Raw genomic sequence first — 26,889 nt, 5'->3', positions numbered from 1 at the left:
ACGAATCCGAGTTGATTCAGGCCGTCTCTTCCTTTTTCCTTGATATCTTCGGCGGCGGCTTTGGCTGATCGCTCATAATTAGAAATTGCAGGTAGAGTTCGCGGCCGTAATACACGCCGAAGCGGTGCGCGCGGTACAGAAAGACGCTTCCCACAACTATCAGACCGAAGGCGGCCCACCAGAGGGACTGCGTAAGAGCGAAGACGGTGAGGACCAGCATGGCGCTCGCGAGACCTCGGTTAAGCCCGTAGTTCCCATTGAACGTATCGATCCGGCTCGTCTGCCCGTCCTTCATCACCTTGGCGTAGATTTGCCGTGAGATCGGCTTCCACGTCTTCACATCCATGCCGGTGACCTTTTCGACGCAGATCCCCATCAACACCTGCAACTTTTCTCTGAGCTGGTTGAGCTGTTCCGGAGCAAGAAGAGTCTGATCCTCTCGCACGATCCAGTCGCTGGGCATTCCGCCGAACGCCTTCCACATAAGCCATTCGACTGCATTGCCGACCGCAGCAACGAGGTGACCGGCGGCATACGAGAGCAAGACAAAGATGCCAAGTTGGCCAACGCTCACGCCGTCTTTCGTCAGCGCACCGCGCAGATCGGGGATGAAGAAGAACAAGCCGAACAACATCGCACTGCCGGGAATGATGATCCCGACCTGTTCGTAAAAGCTCAGTTTGGTAATGCCTCTACTCTTCTTGCTCACCGGGATATGCCACGTTTGTCAGTTTGCCAGGCCAAGGGTTCGGCGAGTTCTTGTGCGCGCGAAATGCGCTGTCCTCGGTCGTTGCTATGAAAGCGCCACGGTGACGCATCGCGCGGATCACCGCGTTACGGGGATGGTCGGTATCTTCCTTGGCAGAGCTGATGAGAGCGTAAAAGGTCTCGCTGCCCTCTGGGACCATCGCACGCAGGCGCTGACCGAGCCAACGATCACATATCTCAGTCGATAGATTGCGCCGTCCGCCGTGGTGCGGGACTTGAAACTGCTGCACGCCGGGCAAGAACAAGCCTTCGTAGGGAGCATGGTCCGCCGCTTCGGTCATTCCCTCGCGCCCCGCATCACCGGTAAGAACAATGTTGTCGCCCGCAATGTTGGCCCACTGCACAACACTCATTTCATTTTCGACGCTCGTGTCTTCGCTTGAGAACCGTTCGGAGCCCCAACCATCGCGGACCATCCGGGCCATGGCTTTTATCGGCTGCACCAAGCCAGCGAGAGCGCCTCCCAGTCCGGGCGCGAGTTGAGGCGTGCGATCGGACCGCAGGATCAACCGGCCGTATCGCGCAGGCGAGGGAGTCAGCACAGTGAAGGCGCCAATCTTCCGTCCCTGGAACGGCTCTTGGATGTTGATACCGCGCTTCTGCGCGATCTTCTCTAGCTCGGCGATGTACGGATAGTCGTCGCGGAGACGCTGCTGCAGCGTGGCCACCGACTGCATGCGCGGGAAGTGCTGAATGAGCTGATCCGCGTAAATCCACGGTCTCAGCATCCAGAGCGTACCGACCGGATAGTATTCCAGGATCGGTGCCAGACCTTCGGCGTGATCTTGATCCGGGTGCGTCACGACCATGTGGTCGATGTACGGGACGTGCCACTTATCGATGTGCGCAGCTAGTTCCGCTGCGGTGCTGGTATATCCACCATCTACGACGTGCAGGACCGGCGGCATGCCGCCGATGGAGTACCGGATCGTGATGCAGTCGCCGCTTTTTGAAGTATGAACCGGGATAAAATCTATCTCGTAAAAATCCGCCACCAAGTCGCCCCATATTTAGTGATTAATGGCCTCCTGGCCCCCTTTATATGGAGTTCCGTTTCCGGTTTGCAACCCCGGCGATTTCCGGATGGAAATTACACCCGCTGTTCACAGCCTTGACCCTTTCCCCGATTGTTCTCGATTTGTTCTCATGGCTGTGGAAACAATCGGCGAGGCTTGGCAGCTCGGCTGGCGCATCACCGCGCGGTGCGCGTTCGGCAATAACGACGGCATGCGCTCGATCCGGTCGTGCATCTATCAGTACGATCTCGATCTCAGAACGCTGATTTGGACGCGCGGCGCGGCCTTTCCCATTTCGGACCTTCCGACTAGACTCAAATGCCCGAGCTGCGGATCGCGACGTGTGGCGCTCGTCTTTCACATGCCACGAGAACCGCAGGTCAAGAAAGCCAGGAGGGCCGGGTGACCCCGGAGTTCGCGAGCCGACGTAATCCGATTACGACTCATGGCCTGCTGACTTATCTGTAGCGGCAGATCGGCTGCGCACCGTTCATTGAATCGGATAAAAGAGACCTCTACTGAAAGGGGCGAATCATGAGGAAGTGCTTATTGCTGATGACCGCTCTTGCTGCGTCCACTTGCGTGGCAAGCGCACAACAGAAATCCTGCGAGTATGCGGGACAATCGTTCTCTGTAGGTGCCACGATCTGTGAGTGCCCGAGCGTAAAAGCTCAAAACGTAGATTGGCAGGGTGACAACAGCCACATCACTAGCCGTCGCTTGATTTGTAATGCGGACCAGACCTGGGGCGACAGCAACACCCATTGCATCGATATGACTACCCAATACACATCGAAGCTATATGACAAACATATGCAGCATTTCTGCCCTCGGCTGCCGGTCAACTTCGCCGAGATTCAGAAGGCCGTGGACCAAGAAACTGCGAAGTTCGTTGAAAAAGCGCCGAAGAGCACTCTAGTAACAATGCTCGAAGGCATTTGTCGTCGAGTAAAGTTGGAAGCTCAATGTAAGCCCCTTGTAGACGTGCTCAGCGTGCAGTGATGAGTGCAAAACTAGCTGTTGGCTATAGCGCCTAGCTGCCCAAACTCGTCCATCAGACCCTTTGCTTCTGCCGCCGCGCGAGCTAGCTTTTCTGGTTTTTCAAAATGCATTTTGGCCTCAAGTGAGTGCCTGCTTGCGTACCGAGCTCCCTCCACGCTCCAGCTTCCATGAGCAACGACGACGCGGACCTCTTGATTGAGCTTCCTGCATTTGTTGAAAAATGACTTCAACGCAGGGTGATGTTCGGGGTCGAAATCTAACTTGATGGTCTTTTCCGCTACCGTGCAGAGCATCGCGAAATCGTAGGGGCCGACGATCGCATCGAATTGGTCATCTCTCAGTTTCAGGTAGGAGGCGAGTGCCGACTTAATGAGATATTCAAGCTGCGAGAACCTGAAAATGAACTCGCCGATGGCTCGATAAAACTCCTCCGACTGCATGATGTCGAAGGCCTCTTTCATACTGCTGACTTCGACAGGGCCTTGCGGCAGCCCTGATACAGTTATTTTCGCCATGGATGCCTCCTAGGTATTCTGCTCAAATTACTTTGCGTTGTGCGCGCTAAGGGTTACTCGAATGTCCGCATCCCGGCGAGCGTCGCCGCGTGGCTTGAAGGGTGGAAGAGGCGTCTGGCGACCCAAAATTAGGGGTGCGCTTTGTGATACAAATTGGGATCAATTTGGGATACAGACCGCTTCTCTCAGGAAAAATTACCTAATAAAATCAACGGGTAACGTCGCCAAATGGTTCCCTCCGAGCGCACCATAGACCCGCGATTGGCGTTGAAATCATTTAGCTTTTTTGGTGTTGCCCGGGAATGTTACCGCTCTGTTTCCGCGCGGCGTTCGCACGCTGTTCGCTTCGGGTCCCCGCAAAAGGTCATCGAGTGACCGGCTCTGACCGAATGCGACGACCTTTTTCATGCCGCTGAGGTCGAGCTTCTCTCGATTCGCCTGAGCGATGCAGTGGCGCCGGCATTTTCGGGTCGGTCCAGCCGAACATAGCCATCATCTGGCTCTCGGTGCAGTCGGCGTAAGCAGCAACCTCGGCGCGGGCCTTGCGCACGCCGAGCATGGCGAGAAGCCGTTCGCGGTGCTGACGCGCAAGGTCGTCAACTTTGCCTGTAGCCGTTCCAGCACCAGCGCAGCGTGCCAGGTTGTGCCGCGCCGACCGTGCTGCCGATCCGCAGCTCGGCCCCGGCGTGACAAGCGCACTCGACCGTTCTTTCGAGACGATCGACAGCAAGGGTCAATCTGTTTGCGAGCGGTCGTCCGCAAGAGGTGATCACGGCGTCGATGCCAGCAGATGTGTACGGCGTCGATGCAGTCGTGGAGCATACTGCGGGAGGCGGACTGCATATCCAGGTCGGCTGAGCGTACCAGTTCGTCAAACTCGTTCTCAACGCCGACCATTGACAACCATTCCTCGGGATAGCGCCTTCGAGAGAGCCGCTGCAGTGTCCCGCAGAGCGGCAAGTCGATCCTCCATCTGCTTGTTCATGATACGCTCAAGCGGCCCGGTCATGCCTACCGACTGCAGAACTGAGCCATCTGAAAGCACAACGGGGACCGCAAGCGCCGCAAGCCCTTCGTCGATCTCCCCGACACAGGTGGCGTAACCCAATCTTCTGACCTTTGCGAACTCCTGTTCAATCCACTTTCGGCTGGTGTGTGAATTGACGGTCGGCTTAGGAAGCTCATTTGAGAGAGCTTCAGCGATCAGTTCTTTGCTCTGAAATGCCATGATGGCCTTGCCCGTCGCAGCTGCATTCACGGGCATCTCGATTCCCGGCTGAACATATCCGCGCCACCTCACATCGGGCGAGTATGAAACGGCTACCAGTACGCGTGCCCCGACCAGGCGTGCGAGATAGCAGGTCTCGGTGGACGCCTCCGTCAAGGCATGAATATGGGGACCGGCAAGCGATGCGTACCAGCCGTCGTCGGCGCTCGCATGCAGCAGGCGCGTCAGCCTATCGCCGACTGAATAGGTACGTCCGGCTTCTCGTTCGACCGCTAGTCCCGATCGAACCAGCCCCTTCAGCAATCGATGCGCGGTCGTTTTGGGGAGTTCGAGGATCGATGAGACGTCGGCGAGCGTGATCCCGCCAGGGAAGGCCGCAATCAATTCGAGCACGTCGATGTACCGAGCCAGCGGGCCGGGCGAATTGTCATCCATGCGCATGTGATCCGATCAATTTTTGTGCGGCGCAAGCAAAAATGAACGGCTTGACACCTGACGAGGATGCCGTCTACCGTTTCGTTATTCGGGATTATGTTCCGGAAAACGGAACGTCTGTCAAGCCTCGTGAAGCTCCATTGGGCGTGATGGACAAGGTTATTTCATTCCAGGAGACGACATGAAGATCACGCGGAAGGCCTTTCTCAGTTTGATGATGGGAGCAGGAATGCTGCCGTTGGTCGGTGCGGCTCAAGCTCAGCAGGGTGGGCCCATTTTGATCGGCGCGACCGTGCCGATGACGGGGCCGCTCTCGCTGACGGGAAAGCAATACCAGAACTCTCTTTCGATGGCCGAAGAGGACATCAACAAGGCAGGGGGCATCAACGGTCGCCAGATCAAGATTGTGTTTGAGGACACGCAGGCCTCCAACGGCACCGCGGTCAACGCATTCGTAAAGCTGGCCCAGGAGACCAAGCCCGCGTTCTTCTTTCTGTCGAGCTACTCCACGCAGAATCTTGCGACCGCGCCCGAGCTTGGCAAAGTGCAAGTGCCTGCGATGTATGCGGGCGGTGCCGATGTTGTGGCTGAAAACGGAAATGAATGGATGTTCCGTATCCGTCCCGCTGACAGCGTTTCGGCCGAAGGAATGGTGAAGGCTGCGGTCGACGTCATCAAGGCGAAGAAACCCGGGATTCTCTATATCCAGAACGACTTCGGCCAAGGCGGTGCGCAGACTGCCGCCAAGCGCTTCGAAGCTGCAGGCATCTCGGTCGCCGGCATGGAAGCCTATGGTCAGAACGACAAGGACTTCTCGGCGCAGCTCCTTGGTCTGCGCAACAAGGGCGCGGATGCCATTCTGATTTTCAACTATCCGCAAGATGGCGCGCTGGTGCTCCGCCAGGCCAAGCAGCTCGGCTTCAAGATGCCGCTCGTTACGTCCTCTGCTGCGCTGGTACCCGCGGCGACACAGCTTCTTTCCCCCGCAGATCTCGAGGGTGTCTGGGGGGTGGTCGATGCTTTCATGGATGTTGGTGTCGGTGGCCGGATGAAGGACTACGTGGAGCGCTTCAAGGCGAAGTTCGGAGTTGATCCAGATCCCTACGGGCTTGCTTATTACGACGGCGCGATGCTGATGGCCGACGGCATGCGCAAGGTCGGGACCGATCCGAAAGCGCTGCGCGAATGGCTGTCCTCGGTCAAGGGCTGGCAGGGCATTGGACACGTCTATTCGTACGACAGCAAAGGCAATGGCGTACGCGATCTCGCTGTCGTGAAGGCGAAGCCGGGCACCAAGACCTTAGAGCTCGTGCAGCCTGTCACCCTCAACTAGTCCTTCGCAAGGAAGTGGTCTGCGATTCGGCGAGCCGACCGCAGACCGGGATCGTGTAGGAACGTCATGGCGGACTTCGTCCAGCTTCTAGTCAACGGACTGGCGATCGGCAGCGTCTATGCGCTCGCCGCGATCGGCTTCGTGATCGTCTACTCTGCTACCGGAGTGGTCAATTTCGCGGCTGGCCAATTCGTAATGTTCGGAACGTTCGCCGGCGTTGCGACGCTTATTCGCGCTCAGCTTCCCTGGCCAGTTGCGTATGGTGCGGCGCTCGTCATCATGGCACTGTTCGGGGCCTTGTTCTTTGTCGCGGTCTATCTGCCTCTACGACGTGGGTCGATTGTGACGATCATCATCGGGACCGTCGCGATCAGCATCACGATGCAGAACGCTGCGTTGCTCTCTTTTGGATCGTGGCCGTTCCGCCTGCCGTCTCCCGTCGAAGACAGCGCGGTCTCGCTTGGCGGCGCGATCATTTCTACGCACGCACTTGGCGTGGTCGCTGTGACCGCCGTGATGGTTGCCGGATTATGGCTTCTCTTCAACCGCACTTCGGCGGGCGTGGGGATGCGAGCCGTCGCGCAGGATGTGCAGGCGGCCAAGTTGATGGGCCTCAAAGTCAACCGCCTGCTGGCGTTATCGTGGATCCTCGCGGCAGTACTTGCAGGGGTGGCGGGACTGATGCTCGGACCAATGTGGTTCGCGGACGTCAATATGGGCGACCCGATCGCATTGAAAGCCTTCGCCGCCACCATCATCGGCGGCTTTGGCAGTCTGCCGGGGGCCATTGTGGGCGGCCTGTTCGTTGGTCTGACTGAGGTCCTCGGCGCATCCTACGTCTCGTCCGCGTACAAGGACCTGATCTCGTTCGGCATCATGATCGCTTTCTTGCTGGTGCGTCCGCAAGGCGTGTTCGGCGAGAAGATTCAGGATCGAGGCTGACAGCATGGCGATGCGTATTCCCCTGCAGATCGCCACAGCGATCATTGTGCTTGGCGGGTTATCCGGTATCGTTTTGCCGGAGTATCACCTTCGCCTGTTGAACCTGTCGCTGATCTCCGCAGTAGCGGTGATCGGGCTCAACTTTGCCTTTGGCTACGCCGGTTTGATCTCGCTGGGCCATGCGGCCTTTGTGGGCATGGGCGGCTATGGTCTGGCCATCCTGACCACCACTTGCGGATGGTCACCGTGGCTCGCTGCGCCAGTAGCGGTCGCGGCGACAGCCGTCTCTGCCGGTCTGATTGGGTACCCATTGCTTCGCTTGCGCGGGCACTACCTGGCACTGGCCACGCTCGGCCTCAACGTGTCGTTCTATATCGTGACGTCTAATTGGATTGCGATGACAGGGGGGACCAACGGGATCGCGAGAATCCCGGGCTTGGCGCTTGGCTCGCTCAGCTTCTCCGGGGAGCATCAATTCCTGTGGCTTGCACTTGTAGTCCTGGCGCTGATCGCCGCAGCGGCGGCCGCATTGCACAAGTCCCGTCTCGGCCGCGAGATGATGGCTGTGCGCGATGATGAAATCGCGTCCGAGATGACCGGAATCGATACGACGCGGATCAAGATTGCAGCATTCGTGCTTTCCGCCGTCTGCGCCGCCGTTGCCGGATGCCTGTTTGCCCTGCACGTGCGCTTCGTCGCGCCCGAGGATTTCACCTACGCGCATTCGATCACATACCTCGCCATGTTGATCGTCGGCGGGGAAGGCACGATCGTCGGTGCTATCCTCGGAGCGGTGCTGCTGACGTTTCTGCCGGAATGGCTGCGCTTTCTCGGTACCGCTTACCTCTTCTTCTTCGGCCTGCTGGTGCTTGGCATTCTGGTGTTTCTGCCCACGGGTCTCGTTGGCCTCGGCCAACGCCTGAGCCGCCGGTCAGCAAGACGTCCGGTCTTCGCGTCTGCTCGTGCTCCGGAGGCGACGCCATGAATGCCTTGGAAGCACGGAGCATTCACAAGCGCTATGGGGGCCTGGCTGCGTTGGCGGACGTGGATCTGACCGTAAAAAAGGGGCAGTTCGTCGCGGTCATCGGCCCTAACGGCGCCGGCAAATCCACTCTGCTGAACGTTCTGACTGGCCTGGCGATGCCAGATGAAGGGCAGGTGTTTCTCGATGGTCAGGCGATCACGCGTATGGCCACTAACAAACGTATTCGTGCCGGCCTTGGCCGTACGTTTCAGCACGGGCGGGTGTTCGCGCGTCTTAGCGTACTGGAAAACGTGATGACGGGTGCGGCGATACGTGGCGGCCTAAGCGAGTCTGGCCTGCGCGACGTTTCGATGGAGATCATCGAGCAAATGGGGTTGGCAGACGAGGCGCACGAAGCCATTGGGTCGCTCTCGTACGGTCGGCGCCGAATGGTGGAGCTCTCACGTGCGTTGGCCTGCCGGCCGCACGTCCTCCTACTGGACGAGCCGGCGGCCGGCCTCAACTCCGGCGAGGTCGACCAACTCATCGATCGCCTGGCAGAGTTGCGGGCGGCGCACGGACTCGCCGTGGTGTTGATCGAACACAATATGGGGATGGTCATGCGGCTCGCCGAGCGCATCTTCGTTCTCAATTTTGGTTGCAAGATCGCCGAGGGAACTCCAGCGGAGATTCAAGCAGATCCGGCCGTGCTATCTGCTTATCTGGGCGAAGGATATGCTCATGCTGTCGTGTAACGATCTCGTGGTCGCGCATGGCGATATCGTGGCGCTGCAGGGAGTGACCCTGCAGGTCGAAGCTGGCGAAACGGTCGCACTTATCGGTGCCAACGGCGCCGGCAAGACGACCTTGCTACATGCGATCTCCGGCCTCAACCGGGTCGCGTCGGGAGACATTAGATTCGAGGAACGCTCGATCGCCGGATGGCCCACCGATCAACGCGTCTCCGCTGGAATTGCGCAGGCGCCCGAAGGCCGAAGGATATTTCCCGGATTGTCGGTCGAGGAGAACCTGACCCTCGCGACCGTCAGCTGGCGTCGCTGGAGGCAGTCGATCGCGGCAGATCTCGATCGCGTCTTTGGATTGTTTCCGCGCCTTAAGGAGCGCCGACGACAGCTGGGATGGTCATTGTCGGGTGGAGAGCAGCAAATGCTCGCGATCGGACGCGCTCTGATGGCTCGCCCCAAGTTGTTGCTGCTCGACGAGCCATCGCTCGGCTTGGCGCCGCGGCTCGCCGAGGAGGTTTACGAACAAGTCAGGTGCATTGGCGAGACCGGTCTGACCATCCTGGTCGTGGAGCAGAACACGGTGCTCGCGCTCTCGGTCGCCGATCGCGCCTATGTGCTGGAGACAGGGCGCATTGTGCTCGAAGGACCAGCAGACGAACTCAAGCACAATGCGCGCGTGCGCGAAGCTTATCTGGGCCGTTGAACCCGGAATCAAGGAGGCAAGATGTATCCCGCCAATCATTCTCAGTCGCGAGATCTCTATCAGCGAGCGCTGAAGAGCCTGCCGGGTGGCAATACGCGCACCACAGTCTACATGAAGCCGTTTCCGATCTATGCAGCTTCGGGTGCCGGCTGCCGAGTCTGGGACGTCGATGGCAATGAATATATCGACTGCATCAACAACTTCACGTCTCTGATCCATGGCCACGCTCATCCCGCATTGATCGAGGCGGCGACCAAGCAACTCGCGCTGGGCTCGGCCTTCGGCATGCCGACGGAGTCCGAAGTCGAGCTCGCTGAATTGCTTGCGGCAAGGCTTCCCTCGGTAGATCATGTCCGTTTCTGCAATTCGGGCACGGAGGCGGTGATGATGGCGCTAAAGGCTGCCCGCGCCTACACGGGTCGTCCGAAGATCGCCAAGTGCGAGGGGGCTTATCACGGCTCCTATGACTACGCTGAAGTCAGCCTCGACCCGACACCCGCGGCTTGGGGAGGCAACGCCCCCGTATCGGTAGCTTATGCCAAAGGCACGCCCGACAAGGTGCTCGCCGACGTCGTGACCATTCCGTTCAACGACGTCGAAGCGGCTGTGAGCTTGATCCGCGAGCATGGTCCCGAACTCGCTTGTGTACTCGTTGATCCGATGCCGAACCGGGCAGGTCTGGTTCCGGCGGATAGAGCCTATTTGGAAGCGCTCCGTCAGGTCACGCGCGAAGTCGGCGCGCTGCTTGTGTTCGACGAAGTCATCACATTCCGTCTCGGCTACGAGGGGGCACAAGGGCTCTGGGGTATCGATCCGGACCTGACTACGCTCGGCAAGATCATCGGTGGTGGCTTCCCGGTCGGCGCAATCGCCGGCGGCAAGAAGTTCATGTCGGTGTTCGATCCATCTTCCGGCAAGCCGGCGCTCCCGCACGGTGGCACTTTCTCGGCCAATCCCGTCACCATGCGCGCCGGTCTTGCCGCGATGAAGCTGCTCGATCCAGCAGCCTATTCACGGCTCGATAGGATCGGCACCGCGGTTCGCGACGGTATCAATGCGGCTTTCCGCAAGACCGGCGTTGCCGGGACCGCAGTCGGATTGGGCTCGCTTCTCAAGATTCATTTTACTGATCGCAACGTCCGTGATTATCGATCAGCCTACTTGAACGAGACGGAAACGAAGCGGCAGGCCGTGTTCAACGCCGGGCTGCTCAATCGCGGGATTTTCGTTGCGAGCTATGGCCTGATGGCGCTGTCGTTGCCGATGACCGATGCTGACGTCGATACGATTGTGAAGGCGGCTGCGGAGTCCTTGGAGGAGGTCGCCGCGTTCGGCTGATCAAGCTCCCTGTACCGCGAACTGTTCCGACCGGCTCACTTGACGCCGGATTGAGATCCTCATTCCTACCAGCAGGCTTGCGATGACCACCAGGATTGACCCTATCACCCGTTCCGTTGTCCAGCACCGCCTAAGTTCGATCGTGAACGAGATGGGTGAGGCGATGCTGCGTACATCTTACTCGCAGATCCTGAATTCCAGCCGTGACTTCTCGTTGGGGATCTGCGACGTAGATGCGCGGTTGATTGCGCAGGCGGACCATATTCCGGTTCATGTCGGCGCGCTGTCCTGGGCCACGCTTGCTATCGAGGAGCGCTTCAAGGACATCAAGCCCGGCGACGTTCTGCTGCTCAACGACCCCTATCACGGTGGCAGTCACTTGCCCGATCTGACCGCGTTCGTGCCAGTCTTCGATGGGAAGCGGAGGCTGTACTGGACCATCGTGCGCGCACACCAAAGCGATATCGGCGGGGCCACTCACGGCGGCTACAATCCGAGTGCGACCGACATTTGGCAGGAAGGATTGCGGGTACCGCCGATCCGTCTTTATGAAGCGGGCAAACTTCGCGACGACCTGCTCGACATGCTGGCACTTAACGTGCGGAATCCTCGCGATTTCCGCGGCGACCTTGCTGCGATGATTGGTGCGGCGCACCTCGGCGAACGCCGGGTTAGGCGGCTGCTCGACGAATTTGGTGGACGGGTCGTCGAAGCGGCCGTCGAAGCAATTCTCGATGCTGCCGAACAACAGACGCGGGCAGTCCTGTCGACATGGCAGGACGGTACGTTCTATGGAGAAGCGTATCTCGACGACGATGGTCATGGCCGAAGCGATATCAGAATCGCGGCGAAGGTGACCAAGAAGGGATCCGATATCGAGATCGATCTTTCGGAATCGGATCCTCAGTCGACGAGCTTTGTCAATTCGTCGCACGCCAATATGCAGGCTGCGGTCGTCATGGCTTTTGCCTATCTCATCGACGCGGACATTCCCAAGAATGCCGGCGCACTTCGGCCGCTGAAGGTCGTTGCCAAACAGGGCACGATCGTATGGGCAGATCCCGGCCGTCCGGTCACGATGTGCACCAGTCATCCTTCGAATGAAATCGTGGAAGCTATCGTCAAGGCACTTTCCCAGTCGTGCCCCGATCGTGCGATGGCCGGGTGGAGCCGCAGATTCCGCATCGCCATCCAAGGTGAGAATCCGCGGACAGGGCGCAATTTTATCTGGCATTTGTTTCAGGCCAGGCCCGGAGGAGGAGCGTCGTCGGCCGGCGATGGTTGGTCATCGATTGGTGAGTGGCATACGGTCGGAGGCATCAAGTTCGGCAGCATCGAAGTCGACGAAGCCCGGTTTCCGCTCTATTTCCGACATCACGAATTTCGTCCGGACTCCGGCGGTGACGGCAAGTTTCGTGGCGGCCTGGGCGTATCGTTGGATCTCGTCGTGGAAACGGCGAAGCCTGCGCGAGCGAACACGGCAGGGGAGGGCACGAAGCATGGAGGATGCGGGATGCTCGGCGGCAGCGATGGGCTTCCACATCAGTACACTCTCGTGTCGCAAGGCCGCGCGCCGCGCGTGCTGCGCACGAAGGAGGTCGGCATCGAAGTCCTTCCCGGCGACTGCTTCGAGGTTCGCTCCTCGGGGGGCGGAGGATGGGGCCCCCCTGGTCAACGGTCCGTTCAGGCGCGCGAAGCCGACTTGATGCAGGGCCTTACGACAAAACTCACAACGATTTAACGGATAGCCTGAAGATGTTTACCATCGGAATCGATGTTGGCGGTACGTACACCGACCTCGTCGCGATCGATCGCGACGGCAACACCGTGTTCGCAAAATCGCCGACAACGCCGGCAGACCAGTCTTTAGGCGTAATGAATGGACTTGAGGAACTCGCAAGCCGGCTGAAGATGCCGCGAGCGGACATGCTCGCTACAACGGACCGCCTGGTGCACGGGACAACGGTCGCGACGAACGCATTGCTCGAGCGGAAGGGAGCAAAGGTCGCGCTTCTCACGACGGAAGGCCATCGTGACGTCATCGAGATGCGCGAGGGTCTGAAGGAAGATCGCTACAATCTCCGCATCGCACCGCCGTCTCCCCTGGTACCGCGCCAGCTGCGCTTCGGTGTACGCGAGCGCGTTAGGCCGAACGGCGAAGTGCTGATCCCACTCGATCAAGACTCTCTCGGTGAGGCGATCTCGGCGATCCGCGCCGCCGGAGCAAGCTCCGTGGCTGTGTGCTTCCTGCATGCCTACCGCAATCCAACGCACGAAATTGCGACCGTCGAACGACTGAAGCGCGAACTTCCGGAACTCGACGTCTCTCGATCGAGCGATGTGTTGCCGCAGATCAAGGAGTATGAACGCGTTTCAACGACGATCGTGAACGCCTACGTCGCTCCGGTGGTGCGGCGCTATCTGACCAATCTGGAAGCCCGGCTGAAAGACGCAGGGTTGGCCAGCAGCCTTTTCATCATTCTTTCGCATGGCGGGATGGCCCCACTCGAGGAAGCCGCGCGGCTCGCTGCTGGCACCGTACTTTCCGGCCCAGCGGGCGGCATCTCGGGAGCCCGACGCTGTGCGGAACTGCTCGGAATTCCCGATCTTGTGCCGTTCGACATGGGGGGGACCAGCACCGACATCTCGCTGATTGCGGATGGACGCGCGTCGCTGTCGGCCGAGGGTGGGCTTGCCGGTCAACGCATCGCGCTCAGGAGCCTCGACATTGCGAGCATCGCCGCCGGTGGAGGCTCGATTGCCACTCTGGACGCGGGTGGTACGCTCCGCGTCGGGCCAGAAAGCGCAGGGTCCGTGCCGGGGCCTGCGTGCTACGGCAACGGCGGTGTCGAGCCGACGGTTACAGATGCCAATGTTGTTCTCGGATATCTGGACGCGTCTGCGTTCATGGGTGGAAAGCGGCCGCTCGATCGCGCGGCCGCAGAAGCGGCAGTCGATCGGCTCGCGAAAGCGCTCGAGCTATCCCGGGACGATGCCGCGGCTGGAATCTATCGAATGGTCAATCTGCGCATGGCGGACGGCATCCGTCTGATGACCCTGCGACGCGGCGTCGACCCACGTCGCTTCGCGCTGCTCAGCTTTGGCGGCGCTGCCGGCCTGCATGCGGCCGAAGTCGCGCGCGAACTCGAAATCAAGCGCGTCATCGTGCCGACGGCGGCTTCGGTCCTGTCCGCCTGGGGCATGTTGACCAGCGACCTGAGGTACGAGGTGAGCAGTACACACTACAGCTCCGGCCAACGGATTACGGCCCAGGAGGTCAGGACCATCTTCGCTGACCTCGAAAGAGAAGCTACGGGCCGTCTGAAGTCGTGGTTTGGTGGCGATGTGGCTGTCGAACGTTCCGCCGAGATGCGCTACGGCGAGCAGATCTTCCAGATTGATGTCCCGCTAAACGATCTCGATTGGAATTCGGAGAACATCGTCGATCGGATAGAGGAGCGATTCCATCGTCGCCACGAAGAACTGTACACCTACTCGTCGCCGGATCAGGAAGCGGTGTTCGTCAATGCGCGGGTCGCTGCCATAGGCGCTGTCCCGAGCGTCGGACAGGTCGCGCGTGGGCAGAAGACCGTAGCGCCCTGCAAGCCAAAGGGACGTCGAAAAGCATTCTTCGGCGAATGGCGAGAAGTTGAAGTATTCGCCGCGGATCAACTTCGTCCTGGTAACAAGATCGAAGGTCCAGCAATTGTGGAAGCTGAGACGACGACCGTCCTGGTTGGTGACGGCGATCAAATCGAGGTCAATGATCTGGGATGGCTCGACATTAGGCTCAGGTGACTGAATGATGAGGCCGCTCAGCGTTTGGGTGCGCCACTCCGTCAGCTTGGTCTGGCCTGAACTGCTGACGTTCCGAGCGCGACCGCGATCTTCGCCTTAGGGCGACGCCTTCGAAAGTCGGGATATCGTGCTGGCGGCAATGCGGCCGCATGCTGGACAGCGATAGGGACTTGGACTATTTCTGCCGCAGCGCGCGGGCGAGCTGATCTTCCAGCGGCTTGCGCAGGTAGGCGAGCGCCGTCCGCACGCCGTTCTGGATGAAGGCTTCAACCGGCATGCCGGGCACCAAAGCCTTGCCGTCGAGCTTGGCGAGTTCGCTCGCGTCGAGGCTGATGCGGGCGACGTAGTAAGCCGCGCCGGATTGCGGGTCTTTGGTCAGGTCGGCGGCGATCCGCGTCAACGTGCCGTCGAGCTCGGGGGTCACGGCGGCGTCGAACGCGCTGAAGCGGAGCTTGGCGGATTGCCCGACCTTGAGCCGGTCGATCATTTGCGGATCGACCCGGGCCTCGACCACAAGCGAATCCTTCGGCACGATGAGCATCAGCTGTTCGCCCGCGGTGATCACGCCTCCGACGGTGAAGACCGATTTCTGGTGGATCAGACCGTCTTGCGGCGCGCGCAATACCACGCGATCGAGCTGGTCCAACGCGGCAACGCGGCGTTCGCCGAGATCGGCAAGCTTGGTCTCGACGTCGCGCAGTTCGGTCGCGACCTCGCGGCGCTGGTCCTGAACCAGCTGGATGATTTGAAGTTCGGTTTCGGTGATCCGGCCCTTGGCGCGCGCGATCTCGGCGATCAGCTGGCCTTCCTCGCCGGTCAGGCGGGAGGCCTCGCGCTCGAGCGCAGTGAGGCGCGCATAGGGCACCAGACGCTTTTCGTACAGCTGGCGGACGCCCTCCAGCTCGGTTTCGATCCAGCGGATCTGTTCGCGCTTCGACGCGATCTGCGCCTCCAGGCCGCGGATTTCGTCCGCGATCTGCGCCTTGCGTTCGCGCAGCTGCGATTGCTGGCCGCTGATCGCCTCGCGCCGCCGGGCGAACAGCGTGGTCTCGCCCTCGATCATCTCCGCGATCGCGGCGACGGCGCGGCGTGCGGCGATCTCGCCGGGCAGCACCACCGCGTCGCGGCCGTTCTGCTCGGACTGCAGCCGGGCACGACGTACCCCTAGCTGGTTGAGCTGGTTTTCGATCAGCGCAAGGTTGGCGCGCGACAGCGTCTCGTCGAGGCGGACCAGCACGTCGCCGGCGCGAACCTGATCGCCGTCGTTGACGTAGATGTCGGCGACCACGCCGCCGGTCGGGTGCTGAACCCGGCGGACGTTGCTGTCGACCACCACCTGTGCCGGCGCGATCACGGCGCTGGCGAGCGGCGCGGTCATCGCCCAAACGCCGGCGGTGGACACCACGATCGCCAGCGTGCCGATTCCGAGTCCGGTGGCGCGCCGGATATCGCGAAACGGATCATTGCGGCGAGCTTCGGGCGTGCGGGGTGCGGTCATATGGAGGTCCTCAACTGGCGGCGGCGGCCGGAACCGAGCGCGCATCGGGCACCGCCTGCAGCGCCGCTCCGCCCGGCGCCGGATGAGCGGCGAGCGATTTGCGCAGCACTTCGTCCTTCGGGCCGAACGCCTGCACCTGGCCGGTCGCCAGCGTCAGCACGAGATCGACCGCGGCGAGCGCCGCCGGTCGATGCGCGATGATGATGGCAATGCCGCCGCGAGCCCGGACGCGCCGGATGGCGTCGGTCAGCGCGGCATCGCCTTCGGCATCCAGACTGGCGTTCGGCTCGTCGAGCACCACCATGAACGGATCCTTGTAGAGCGCGCGCGCCAACGCGATCCGCTGCCGCTGGCCGCCCGACAGGGTGGCGCCGGCTTCGCCGATCCGCATCTCGAATCCCTTCGGCAGCTTCAGGATCATCTCATAGGCGCCGGCGGCCTTCGCCGCGGCGATCACCGCCGCCTCGTCGATCTCCGGGTCGAAGCGTGCGATGTTCTCCGCCACCGTTCCGTCGAACAATTCGACGTCCTGCGGCAGATAGCCGATCATGCCGCCACGAATTTCTGCCGGCCACTGGTCGAGGGTGGCGCCATCAAGGCGGATCTCGCCGCGTGCGATCGGCCAGATCCCGACCAGCGCCCGCGCCAGCGTCGATTTGCCGGCGGCTGACGGGCCAATGATGCCGACCGCCTGTCCGGCTTCAAGTGCGAACGACGCGTTGTGCACGATCGCGGTGGTGCCGGCGGGGGCGGCGATCGTTACCTGCTCGACCGTGAGCCGATGGACGGCGCGTTCGGGCGCGACGTCCGGATTCGGGGCGTCGCCGTCGCGCAGGGCGGCGCGGAGCCGTTGGCCCGCCTGTCGCGCGCCGAGGAACGGACGCCAGATGGAGATCGCCAGTTCCACCGGCGCGAGCGCGCGGCTGCCCATGATCGACGCGGCGATCATCACGCCGCCGCTGGCCTGCCCCTCGATCACCAGATAGGCGCCGAGGCCGAGCAGCGCCGATTGCAGCATGAAGCGCAGCGTCTTCGACAACCCGCCGAGCGATCCGGCGATATCGGCGTTGCGCTGCTGGGCGGCGACGAGATCGTCGTTGGCGGCCCCGATCCGGTCGATCAACCGCTGCTCCATCCCCAGCGCGGCCACGATTTCGGCGTTGCGCCGACCGGCTTCAAGCTGGACGCCGCGGATTGCGCCGGCACGTGACGCGTCCCGGGTCGGCGCCCGCGTCAGCACCTCGGTGAGCAGCGCGATCCCGAACAGCAGCACCGCGCCCGCGACCAGCGTCCAGCCGAGATAAGGATGCAAGAGAAAGCAGCCGGCGAGATACAGCGGCATCCACGGCAAGTCGAACAAGGTCGTCGGGCCGAGCCCGGACAGGAACGACCGGACCGAGTCCAGATCATGTGACAATTGCAGGCCGCGATTCGCGCCGCCGCCGCGTAGCGGCCCGCGCAGGATGTTGCAGACGACCGGTTGCCACAGCGCGGCGTGAAGTGCCGATCCGATCCGGGTCAGAATGCGCTGACGCAGCAGGTCGAACAGCCCTTGCATCGCATACGCCGCCGCCACCGCGATCGACAGCGCGATCAAGGTCGGAATGCTGTGCGATGGAATGACCCGATCGTACACCTGCAGCATGTAGATCGAGCCGGTGAGCATCAGCAGATTGAGCACCGCCGAGAACAGTCCCACCGTCAGAAAGGCCGTTCTGCAGGAGGCGATCGCGGCCGAGGCGAGATCGCCGGACGCGGGAATCGACGCGGAGGACGTTGTTGCGGTCATGTTACTCAATTCAAAACGACGTCGAACGTCACGGTCGGATGGGGTCGGCGTTCGTTAGCGAGGTTCAACGTCAGGCGCATGACAAAGCGGCGCGTGCGCGAAAACGCGGGCCGGCGGCAACGAGGCCGCGATACCCTGCGACGAAACGCCGCCTGTTCGGATGTTGGGCCGCGCCGGCCAGCAATCGAAACCGGGCGTGGCTGCCCGTCGCGGCGGGCCGATCAAGCTGTAACGCGATGAGTCATTGGCGATTGCTACCGGCCGAGAGGTCGAACGCGCCGTAGTTGGTTCGCTCGGCCTTCGCAGGACCTTTCGGGTCGTGACTTCACCGGCCCGTTAAGAAGCAGTCACCGATCTGTTGTCGTCGGCGTTCTAGAAACGCGCATTAACGATCCGTTAACCATCGGCCGTCTGGACCGCGCCCTTACGCATGCCGTGAGGCGGTGATCCGCGACGTCTTCATCTCAAGCGCTGGAGTGGCGATACATGTCGACGACCCCTCATGTCCTGGCGAATGGCGATTTCCTGCAGGACTGGTCCAATACCGGCCTTATCACGACCAACGATGACTGGTCGGGGGTCGCATCGATCGTCGGCTATCTCGGCAACGATGTCGTTTCGGCCACCGGGGTGGACGCGCGTACGGCTACCGGATCGTCGTCAGGAGATGCCGACGTCGTCGCCAACCAGACCAACACCGCCATCACCAACGGCGGTGTGGCCGAATTCCAGATCGCCGACCCGACGGTGGCGCTGAACGGCTCAAACAGTGCGGATGCCCCCAGCCTCGTGATCCATCTCGACGCCACCGGCCGCAAAGATGTCCGGCTGAGCTTCAACGCACGCGACCTCGACGCCAGCACGGACGACTCGGCGCAGCAGATCAACGTGCAGTACCGGCTCGGTTCGAGCGGGGCGTGGACCAACGTTCCGAGCGGTTACGCCGCCGACGTCACCACCGGCGGTGCCGCGACCCAGGTGACGCCGTTCGATCTGCTGCTGCCCGCCGCCGTCGACGGCCGCAACGACATCCAGGTTCGCATTCTCACCACCAACGCCGTCGGCAATGACGAGTGGGTCGGCATCGACGACATCCGCGTCACCAGTTCGTCCGAATCGTCGATCGAAGTTCATCACGTCGCCTTCGCGCCGGATTCGCTCACGGTGTCGCATGACGAAGGTAACAGCGGCCCGACCGTCTATCAGTTCACCGTCGAGCGCAGCGGCGGCACCACGGGCGACGTCGCGTTCTCGGGAACGATCGCTTCGGCGCAGACCGATGCGGCGGACTACGTCGGCGGCAAACCGGTCAGCTTCAGCGGCAGCATCGCGGCGGGAGAGACCTCCGCGGTCGTGACCGTTACCGTCGCCGGCGACATCGACAATGAGGCGAACGAGAGCTTCACACTGACGCTGCAGGACGTTTCCAATTCGGTGGCCGTGACCACCACGATCGGCAGCGCCGCGACGGCGACCGGCACCATCGTCAACGACGACGTCGGCATTACCAAGATCAGCGCGATTCAGGGCAGCGGGGCCGGCAGCGCCATGGTCGGTCAGACTGTGACCGTCGAAGCCATCGTGGTCGGCGACTTCCAGAACGGCGATGCCGACGCCAACCGCAATCTCAACGGCTTCTATCTCCAGGAGGAGACCACCGATTCCGACGGCAACGTGCTGACCTCCGAGGCGATATTCGTCTACGGCGGCGCCACCGACGTCCAGATCGGCGACCGGGTCCGCGTCACCGGCTCGATCAGCGAATATTTCGGTCTGACCGAGCTCACCGCCAGCAACATTTCGGTCGTCCAGGCCGGCGCGGTGGCCGACGTCGACACGATGGCGGTGCAGATCGACCTGTCGTCGATGGGCACCACGCTGAGCCAGGACGGCGACTACCAGCCCGATCTTGAAGCCTATGAAGGCATGCTGGTCACGATTCCGCAGACCCTGACCGTCACCGAGCAGTACAATCTCGACCGGTTCAACGAGATCAAGCTGGTGGCGGGCGAACGGCCCGAACAGTTCACGCAGGAGAACGCGCCCGACGCCGCCGCCTACCAGGCGTATCTGGCCGAGCTCGGTGCTCGCACCATCACCTATGACGATGGCCTGAACGTCCAGAACGCCGCGATCAACAACCTCGACGGCTTCGATCCGAACGACAACCCGTCCGCCGCGCCGAACTACGGCACCGCCGACGCGGTCCGGATGGGTGACACCGTCACCGGCCTGACTGGCGTGCTCGACTATCAATGGGCCGGCAACTCCGCCTCGGGGGCGACCTGGCGGATCCGCTCGGTCGAGGATGGCGCCAACACCTTCGGAGCCGGCGACAATCCGCGCACCGATGCGCCGGAAGACGTCGGCGGCCGCCTGAAGGTGGCGAGCTTCAACGTGCTGAACTACTTCACTACGCTGGACAATGGCGGCACCACCGCGATCGGCGAAGCGCCGCGCGGCGCCGACAACGCCGCGGAGTTCGCGCGTCAGACCGAGAAGCTGGTCGCGACCATCCTCGACATGGACGTTGACGTGCTGGCGCTGACCGAGCTGGAGAACGACTTCTCCGCTGCATCGTCCGGCAACGCCATCAAATATCTGGTCGAACAGCTCAATGCCGTGGCTGGGGCCGGTACCTATGCCTGGGTCGATCCCGGCCAGCAGTTCGTTGGCGGCGACGCCATCGCGGTCGGCTTCATCTACGACACCACCGCGGTGAAGATCGCCGACGGTACGACCATCGAGATCCTCAACGACGCGGACCTGCCCGGCCTCGGCCTTGGCGGCCTGCTCGGGCAGAGCACGGTCGGCGCGGTGTTCGACGGCGAGAACACCAGCCGCAACGCGATCGCGGTGACCTTCGAGGAGCTGGCGACCGGCGAAACCTTCACGGCGATCGCCAACCATCTCAAGTCCAAGAGCGGTACCGGCTCCGGCGCCGATTCCGATCAGGGTGACGGCCAGGGCAACTGGCAGAACCAGCGCGAGCTGGCCGCCACCGCGCTGACCGCGTGGGCGGCGAGCGATCCGACCGGCTCGGGCGATCCGGACGTGATGCTGCTCGGCGACTTCAACGGCTACGCCAAGGAGCAGTCGACCGCGCTCATCGAGGGCGCGGGCTATGAGAATCTGCAGGACCGTGAGGACGGCGCTTATTCCTATGTGTTCGACGGCCAGACCGGCACGCTCGACTATGCGTTCGCCAATGCCAGCCTCGGCGCGCAGGTGTCCGGTGTGACCACCTGGCACATCAACGCCGACGAGGCCGACGCGCTCGACTACAACACCGACTACGGCCGCGACACCTCGATCTTCGACGGCGACTCCTCGATCCGGGTGTCCGACCACGATCCGGTGATCGTAGGCCTCAATCTCGGAGAGCAGGAGCCGACCCCCGCTTACACGCTGCAAATCCTCCATGCATCGGACTTCGAGGCGGGCCTGAACGCAGTCGATCGCGCCGGCAACTTCGCGGCGATCGTCGACTATCTCGAGGAGACCTACGACAACTCCATCACGCTGTCGTCGGGCGACAATTTCATTCCCAGCCCGTTCTTCAGCGCCGGCAGCGACGGCTCGCTGAAGGAGGTCTACGAAACCGCGCTGGAGACCTACTACGGCCTCGCTGCCGGGACGCTGAATATCTCGCCCGGCTTCGGCACCGCCGACATGGCGATGCTGAACATCATCGGCGTGCAGGCCTCGGCGATCGGCAATCACGAATTCGACGCCGGCACCAAGGCGTTCGCCGACATCATCAAGCAGACCGCCGGCTATCCCGGCGCGCAGTTCCCGTACCTCGCAGCCAATCTGGACTTCTCGGCCGATGCCAATCTCGCCTCGGTCTACACCGGCACGATCCAGGATGCCGACGCCTACACCGGCTTCCCGCCGGAGGCCGGTATCGGCAAGAAGATCGCGCCAGCCACGGTCATCGAGGAGAACGGCGAAAAGATCGGCGTGATCGGCGCGACCACGCAGATCGTGCAGAGCATCTCCTCGACCGGCGGCGTCGAAGTGATCGGCGACAATGTCGATGACATGGCGGCACTGGCGGCAATCCTGCAGCCGACTATCGACGGTCTGCTGGCGCAGGGCATCAACAAGATCATCCTGGTCAGCCATCTGCAGCAGCTCGCGCTCGAAAAAGCGCTGGCGCCCCTGCTGCACGGCGTCGACGTCATCGTCGCCGGCGGCTCGCACACGCTGCTGGCGGACGAGACCGACGCGCTCCGTGCCGGCGACACCGCTGCCGACACCTATCCGATCGTCACCGCGAACGCCGACGGCAAAACCACGCTGATCGTCAACACCTCCGGCGAGTACTCCTATGTCGGACGACTGGTGGTCGATTTCGATGCTGAAGGCAACGTGATCTACACCGCCAACACGGCGGTCAACGGCGCCTACGCCAGCACGGAAGAGGTGGTCGCCTCGCTGTACGACGGCAACACCACGGTCGATGTCGACGATGACGGCGACGTAGATGCCGACGACGCCGATCCGTTTGCCGACGGCGGCCGCGGCGATCTGGTCAACGACATCGCACAGGCGGTGGGTGGCATCATCGACGTGCAGGACGGCAACACTTTCGGCAAGACGGACGTCTATCTCGAGGGCCGTCGCAGCGAGGCTCGCACCGAGGAGACCAACCTCGGCGACCTCTCCGCCGATGCGAACCTGTGGTACGCCCAGAAGGTCGACCCGACCGTGCTGGTTTCGATTAAGAACGGCGGCGGCATCCGCGACTCGATCGGCTACGTCTATGCGGTCGGCGGCGAAGCGGTGGAGAGCCCGCCGCTGGCGAACACCAGCGTCGGCAAGGAAGCGGGCGAGGTGTCGCAGCTCGATATCGCCAACTCGCTGCGCTTCAACAACGCGCTGTCGATGGTCACGGTGACCGCGGATCAGCTGCTCGAGGTGCTCGAGCACGCGGTGGCGGCGACCACCGCGACCGCGACGCCCGGCCAGTTCGCCCAGGTCGGCGGCATCGCGTTCTCGTTCGACAAGGATTTGCCGGCCGGCAACCGCGTGCAGTCGGCAGCGCTGATCGATGACAACGGCAATCCGGTGCTGGCGCTGGTCGCGAACGGCGAACTGGTGGTCGATCCGGAGATGGCGATCCGGGTCGTGACCTTGAGCTTCCTGCTCACCGGCGGCGACGGCTATCCGTTCGCGAGCTTCATCGCGGCCAATCCCGCCTTTGCCAACGTCGTCAATCTGTCGCCGGACCTGGTTCCGGATGCGGGGCAGGGGGCGAACTTCGCCGCCGAAGGCACCGAGCAGGATGCCTTCGCCGAATACATGGCGGCGAACTACTCCGACACGCCCTACGACGTCGCCGACACCGACCGGGCGCACGACGAGCGCATCCAGAACCTCGACTATCGTCAAGACACGGTGCTCGAAACCGACGCGCTGGTGCTGGTCGGCGACGACGGTGACAACGAACTCACCGGCGCGCTCGGTGACGACGTCCTCAACGGTCTCGGGGGCGACGACGTCCTCGCCGGGCTGGGTGGCGACGACCAGCTCGATGGCGGGGAAGGCGATGATACCCTGTCCGGCGGTGACGGCGACGACACGCTGCTTGGCGGTGCAGGCGATGACACGCTCGACGGTGGCGCTGACGACGACCGGCTGGCGGGCGGCGACGGTGACGACACCCTGACCGGCGGCGAAGGCGACGACGTCCTGGTCGGCGGCGAAGGCTACGACACCCTGCAAGGTGGCGACGGCAACGACGAGCTGGTGGCTGGCGCGGGCGACACTGCTGAAGCCGGTGAAGGCGACGACCTCATCATCGTCTCCACCGACGATCCCGCGCCGAGTTTGATCGACGGCGGCGCCGGCAACGACACCGTCAAGCTGATCGGCGGTGGCACGGCGGAACTGATCGCCACGCTCAATGTCGAGAGCCTGCTGGTGGCCGCAGGCGCCTGGTCGGTGGCCGGATCGGAATCGTACGACAATGTGACGATCCAGGGCGGCGCGACGCTGGCTTCGAGCCTCGTTGTGGACAACAACGACCACGTCGCCATCGAGGCCGGCGGCGCGCTCTCGGTGTCCGGCAACGCGATCGTCTGGCAGGGCGGTGGCAACGCGGTCATCGACAATGCCGGCGAGATCTCAGGTTCGACCCGTGCGCTCACCACCACGGCGGGGGCGACCGGCTCGGTGACCCTCAACAACCAGGCCGGCGGCGTCGTCCGCGGCGCGCTGACCCCGGAACGGGCCGGTCACGCCGACGCGACCATCACCGTCAACAACGCCGGCGTGATCGAAGCGAACGGCCGCGTCCTCGATTTCCGTACCTTCGACAACAACGGCGCGTCGGCGGTGATCAACAACCTTGCCGGGGGCGTCATCCGCCAGCATGGCAGCGATACCGACGTGATCCGCCCGGGCACCGACGGCGTCGTCAACAACTGGGGGACGATCACGACGGATCCGACGTTCGTGGGCGGAGGCGACCTGATCGACTTCCAGAGCGACACCGGCGGCAAGGTCAACAACTATGCCGGCGGCTGGATGGAAGCTTCGCGTCATGCCGTCACCGGTGACAATGCAGTCACCGTCATCAACAGCGGCACGATGATCGGCCGCAACGGGTCCGCCGTGAACTTGGACACCGACGGGTCGCTCGCGCAGAAGGCCTTCATCACCAACCATGGGGTGATGGAAGGTCGCTCCGCCGAGCTGGCCGACTCCGATGGCGACGCCATCGACGTTGACGGCTTGGTGCAGGTGCTGAACTATGGCCGAATTGCCGGCCTCGGTGCCGAGGGCTATCACGACGGCGAACCGAACGTGTTTGAAGCGATCGCGATCGGCGGCGGCGAGATCGTCAACAGCGCCACCGGCGAGATCTACGGCTACGGCCGGGCGATCCAGGTCGACAACTCCAGCAACAGCAACGCATTGGGGGCGACGACCATCGTCAATGACGGTCTGATCCAGGGCGACGGCCACGGACCGGAAGGGGTTTCGCCGGCGGACGCTGCCCGGTTCGACCTCCGCGGCAACGAGGCGATCAACCTCGTCGGCGACTACGAGGACTTCGTCGGCAACAACAGCACCGGCCGGATCGTCGGTGGCATCTCGATGGGCGGCGGCCGCGACACCCTGAACAACTCGGGGTCGATCGTTGCGACGGGCGGTTCGGCGATCGACATGGGCGCCGGCAACGACCAGGTCAACCTCTACGTCGGCGCCACTGTGACCGGCACGATCCTGCTCGGCGTCGGCGACGACGTCGCGCTCTCGACATCTGCGGGCGGCTTCGTCATCGATGGTGGCGATGGCAGCGACACCATCGCCATGGACTACACTTATGGCGGCGATGACGTCCTGTTCGGCGGCGCGGGCAACGACTACATCTACGCCGGTGCCGGCAATGACCAGGTCGATGGCGGTGCCGACAACGACACGTTGTACGGCAATGACGGCGGCGACCTGATCAACGGCGCAGCCGGTGACGACATCATCGACGGCGGCGCCGGGACCGACACCGCGACCTTCTCCGGCGCGATTGCCGGATACGCGATGACGCTCAATGCCGACGGCTCGATCAACATCGCTGATCAGGTCGGCACCGACGGCACCGACACGCTCGGCAACATCGAGGAACTCGGCTTCGCCGACGGCACCTGGAAGCTGCGCATCGGAACCGGCGGCAGCGATACGATCGTCGGCGGCCTCGGCAACGATCTGGTGTTCGGCGGCGCCGGCGACGACACCTTCATCGGCGGCAATGGTCTGGATCGTTACGACGGCGGCGACGGCGTCGACACCATCGATTACAGTCAAATCCTGTTCAAGCTGACGATCGACCTCGACTCCGGGCTGGCCTCCTATCCGGGCTATCTCCCGGGCGCCGACCACCTCGCCGGGATCGAGAACGCGGTAGGCACGGCGTTCGGCGACACGCTGATCGGCTCGGCCGGAGCCAACACCCTGAACGGCGGCCTCGGCGACGACCTGCTGATCGGCGGCGCCGGTAACGACGTGCTGCTCGGTGGCTTCGGCGACGACGTACTCCGAGGCGGTGCTGGTGACGACACCATCGACGGCGGCTGCGGTCAGGATCTGTTGGATCTGTCCGACGCCACCGGTGCGGTCACGATCAGCCTGGTGTCCGGCATCGCGACCGGCGCAGGCATCGGCACCGACCACTTCAGCGGCATCGAGGGCTTCGTGCTCGGCGCCGGTGCAGACCATCTTACAGGCGGCAACGGCGCCGATATGTTCGATGGCGGAGCCGGCAACGACGTCATCGCCGGTGGTGCCGGCAATGACACGCTGCGCGGCGGCGACGGCGACGACAGCGTCGACGGTGGCTCCGGCAACGACGTGATCGAGGGTGGCGTCGGCAAGGACACGTTGAAGGGCGGTTCGGGTGTCGACGCCATCTCCGGCGGCGACGGCGACGACACCATCGATGGCGGCTCCGAGAACGACATGCTGAATGGTGGTGCCGGCAACGACACCATCAAGGGTGGCTCGGGTGCCGATATCCTCGCGGGCGATGCCGGCAACGACATCCTGTCCGGCGGCTCGGGTGCCGACGTGTTCATGTTCGCCGCCGGCTTCGGCAAGGACACCGTCACCGACTTCGCCACCACCGGTGCCTCGGCCGACGTGCTGCAATTCTCAAGCAGCCTGTTCTCCAACTTCGCCGAAGTGATGTCGCACACCACGCAGGTCGGCAACAACGTCGTCTTGACGCTCGATGCCGACAACACCGTGACGCTGGCTAATCTGCAGATGGCCTCGCTCGCGGCAGACGACTTCCGCTTCGTCTGATCCATT

18 protein-coding genes are annotated in these 26,889 nt (G+C 62.6%); 11 read left to right on the top strand and 7 right to left on the bottom strand.

Annotated elements, in window-relative coordinates:
• Positions 1–16 precede the first annotated feature (16 nt).
• Together ABIA42_RS17180 and ABIA42_RS17175 are read right to left on the bottom strand one after the other, a co-directional pair.
• Positions 17–709 (bottom strand): hypothetical protein, encoded by a 693-nt coding sequence (locus tag ABIA42_RS17180; RefSeq protein ID WP_028152675.1) that lies wholly within the window; start codon positions 707–709, stop codon positions 17–19.
• A complete protein-coding gene (locus tag ABIA42_RS17175; protein WP_208087327.1) occupies positions 693–1,763 on the bottom strand; it encodes a ComEC/Rec2 family competence protein in 1,071 nt (356 codons plus the stop codon). The genes ABIA42_RS17180 and ABIA42_RS17175 overlap by 17 nt, the downstream gene beginning before the upstream one ends.
• Positions 1,764–1,914: 151 nt before the next feature.
• On the opposite strand from ABIA42_RS17175, the gene ABIA42_RS17170 reads away from it, so the two are divergent.
• Together ABIA42_RS17170 and ABIA42_RS17165 are read left to right on the top strand one after the other, a co-directional pair.
• Positions 1,915–2,190, top strand: coding sequence for a hypothetical protein (locus ABIA42_RS17170; RefSeq protein WP_208089458.1), 276 nt, complete (start codon positions 1,915–1,917; stop codon positions 2,188–2,190).
• Positions 2,191–2,333: 143 nt separating this feature from the next.
• Complete coding sequence (locus ABIA42_RS17165) at positions 2,334–2,786, top strand: hypothetical protein (RefSeq protein ID WP_304500790.1); 453 nt, start codon at positions 2,334–2,336, stop codon at positions 2,784–2,786.
• A gap of 11 nt (positions 2,787–2,797) precedes the next feature.
• On the opposite strand, the gene ABIA42_RS17160 is transcribed toward ABIA42_RS17165, so the two are convergent.
• The 3 genes from ABIA42_RS17160 to ABIA42_RS17150 all read right to left on the bottom strand — a co-directional run bounded on the left by ABIA42_RS17160 (position 2,798) and on the right by ABIA42_RS17150 (position 4,964).
• Positions 2,798–3,301, bottom strand: a complete 504-nt coding sequence (locus ABIA42_RS17160; RefSeq protein WP_035673363.1) for a hypothetical protein — start codon at positions 3,299–3,301, stop codon at positions 2,798–2,800.
• Between the two features lie 364 nt (positions 3,302–3,665).
• Positions 3,666–4,031, bottom strand: coding sequence for a hypothetical protein (locus ABIA42_RS17155; protein ID WP_370122996.1), 366 nt, complete (start codon positions 4,029–4,031; stop codon positions 3,666–3,668).
• Positions 4,032–4,184: 153 nt separating this feature from the next.
• Entirely contained in the window at positions 4,185–4,964 is a 780-nt protein-coding gene (locus ABIA42_RS17150) for an IclR family transcriptional regulator (RefSeq protein WP_370122999.1), read from the bottom strand.
• Positions 4,965–5,145: 181 nt separating this feature from the next.
• On the opposite strand from ABIA42_RS17150, the gene ABIA42_RS17145 reads away from it, so the two are divergent.
• From ABIA42_RS17145 to ABIA42_RS17110, 8 genes are all read left to right on the top strand, one after another.
• Positions 5,146–6,297: an ABC transporter substrate-binding protein gene (locus tag ABIA42_RS17145; RefSeq protein ID WP_271529514.1), complete on the top strand. Its 1,152-nt coding sequence runs from the start codon at positions 5,146–5,148 to the stop codon at positions 6,295–6,297.
• 66 nt (positions 6,298–6,363) lie between these two features.
• A complete protein-coding gene (locus ABIA42_RS17140; RefSeq protein ID WP_370123002.1) occupies positions 6,364–7,239 on the top strand; it encodes a branched-chain amino acid ABC transporter permease in 876 nt (291 codons plus the stop codon).
• Positions 7,240–7,243: 4 nt separating this feature from the next.
• A complete protein-coding gene (locus ABIA42_RS17135; RefSeq protein ID WP_271529512.1) occupies positions 7,244–8,224 on the top strand; it encodes a branched-chain amino acid ABC transporter permease in 981 nt (326 codons plus the stop codon).
• Entirely contained in the window at positions 8,221–8,958 is a 738-nt protein-coding gene (locus ABIA42_RS17130; RefSeq protein WP_370123005.1) for an ABC transporter ATP-binding protein, read from the top strand. The genes ABIA42_RS17135 and ABIA42_RS17130 overlap by 4 nt, the downstream gene beginning before the upstream one ends.
• Positions 8,945–9,652 (top strand): ABC transporter ATP-binding protein, encoded by a 708-nt coding sequence (locus ABIA42_RS17125; RefSeq protein WP_271529510.1) that lies wholly within the window; start codon positions 8,945–8,947, stop codon positions 9,650–9,652. The genes ABIA42_RS17130 and ABIA42_RS17125 overlap by 14 nt, the downstream gene beginning before the upstream one ends.
• Positions 9,653–9,673: 21 nt before the next feature.
• Positions 9,674–10,990 carry an aspartate aminotransferase family protein gene (locus tag ABIA42_RS17120; RefSeq protein WP_370123007.1) on the top strand — a complete coding sequence of 439 codons (1,317 nt, stop codon included), beginning with the start codon at positions 9,674–9,676 and terminating at the stop codon, positions 10,988–10,990.
• An 82-nt stretch (positions 10,991–11,072) separates the two neighbouring features.
• Positions 11,073–12,731, top strand: a complete 1,659-nt coding sequence (locus tag ABIA42_RS17115; RefSeq protein ID WP_370123010.1) for a hydantoinase B/oxoprolinase family protein — start codon at positions 11,073–11,075, stop codon at positions 12,729–12,731.
• A 14-nt stretch (positions 12,732–12,745) separates the two neighbouring features.
• The gene (locus ABIA42_RS17110) at positions 12,746–14,788 is read left to right on the top strand and encodes a hydantoinase/oxoprolinase family protein (RefSeq protein ID WP_370123013.1); all 2,043 of its coding nucleotides are present in this window, start codon (positions 12,746–12,748) and stop codon (positions 14,786–14,788) included.
• Positions 14,789–14,963: 175 nt separating this feature from the next.
• Here ABIA42_RS17110 and ABIA42_RS17105 read toward each other — a convergent pair whose 3' ends face one another.
• Positions 14,964–16,286 (bottom strand): HlyD family type I secretion periplasmic adaptor subunit, encoded by a 1,323-nt coding sequence (locus ABIA42_RS17105; protein WP_370123015.1) that lies wholly within the window; start codon positions 16,284–16,286, stop codon positions 14,964–14,966.
• 10 nt (positions 16,287–16,296) lie between these two features.
• Positions 16,297–18,075 carry a type I secretion system permease/ATPase gene (locus ABIA42_RS17100; protein WP_370123018.1) on the bottom strand — a complete coding sequence of 593 codons (1,779 nt, stop codon included), beginning with the start codon at positions 18,073–18,075 and terminating at the stop codon, positions 16,297–16,299.
• Positions 18,076–18,561: 486 nt separating this feature from the next.
• Between ABIA42_RS17100 and ABIA42_RS17095 the strand changes: the two genes are divergently transcribed.
• Positions 18,562–26,883 carry an ExeM/NucH family extracellular endonuclease gene (locus ABIA42_RS17095; protein WP_370123021.1) on the top strand — a complete coding sequence of 2,774 codons (8,322 nt, stop codon included), beginning with the start codon at positions 18,562–18,564 and terminating at the stop codon, positions 26,881–26,883.
• The last annotated feature ends 6 nt before the right edge of the window (positions 26,884–26,889 follow it).

Origin of the sequence: Bradyrhizobium sp. USDA 327 (assembly GCF_041262065.1) — a bacterium.
GTDB lineage: Bacteria > Pseudomonadota > Alphaproteobacteria > Rhizobiales > Xanthobacteraceae > Bradyrhizobium > Bradyrhizobium liaoningense.
The sequence above is the reverse complement of the archived record's forward strand: the minus strand, read 5'-3'. Positions and strand labels throughout refer to the sequence as shown.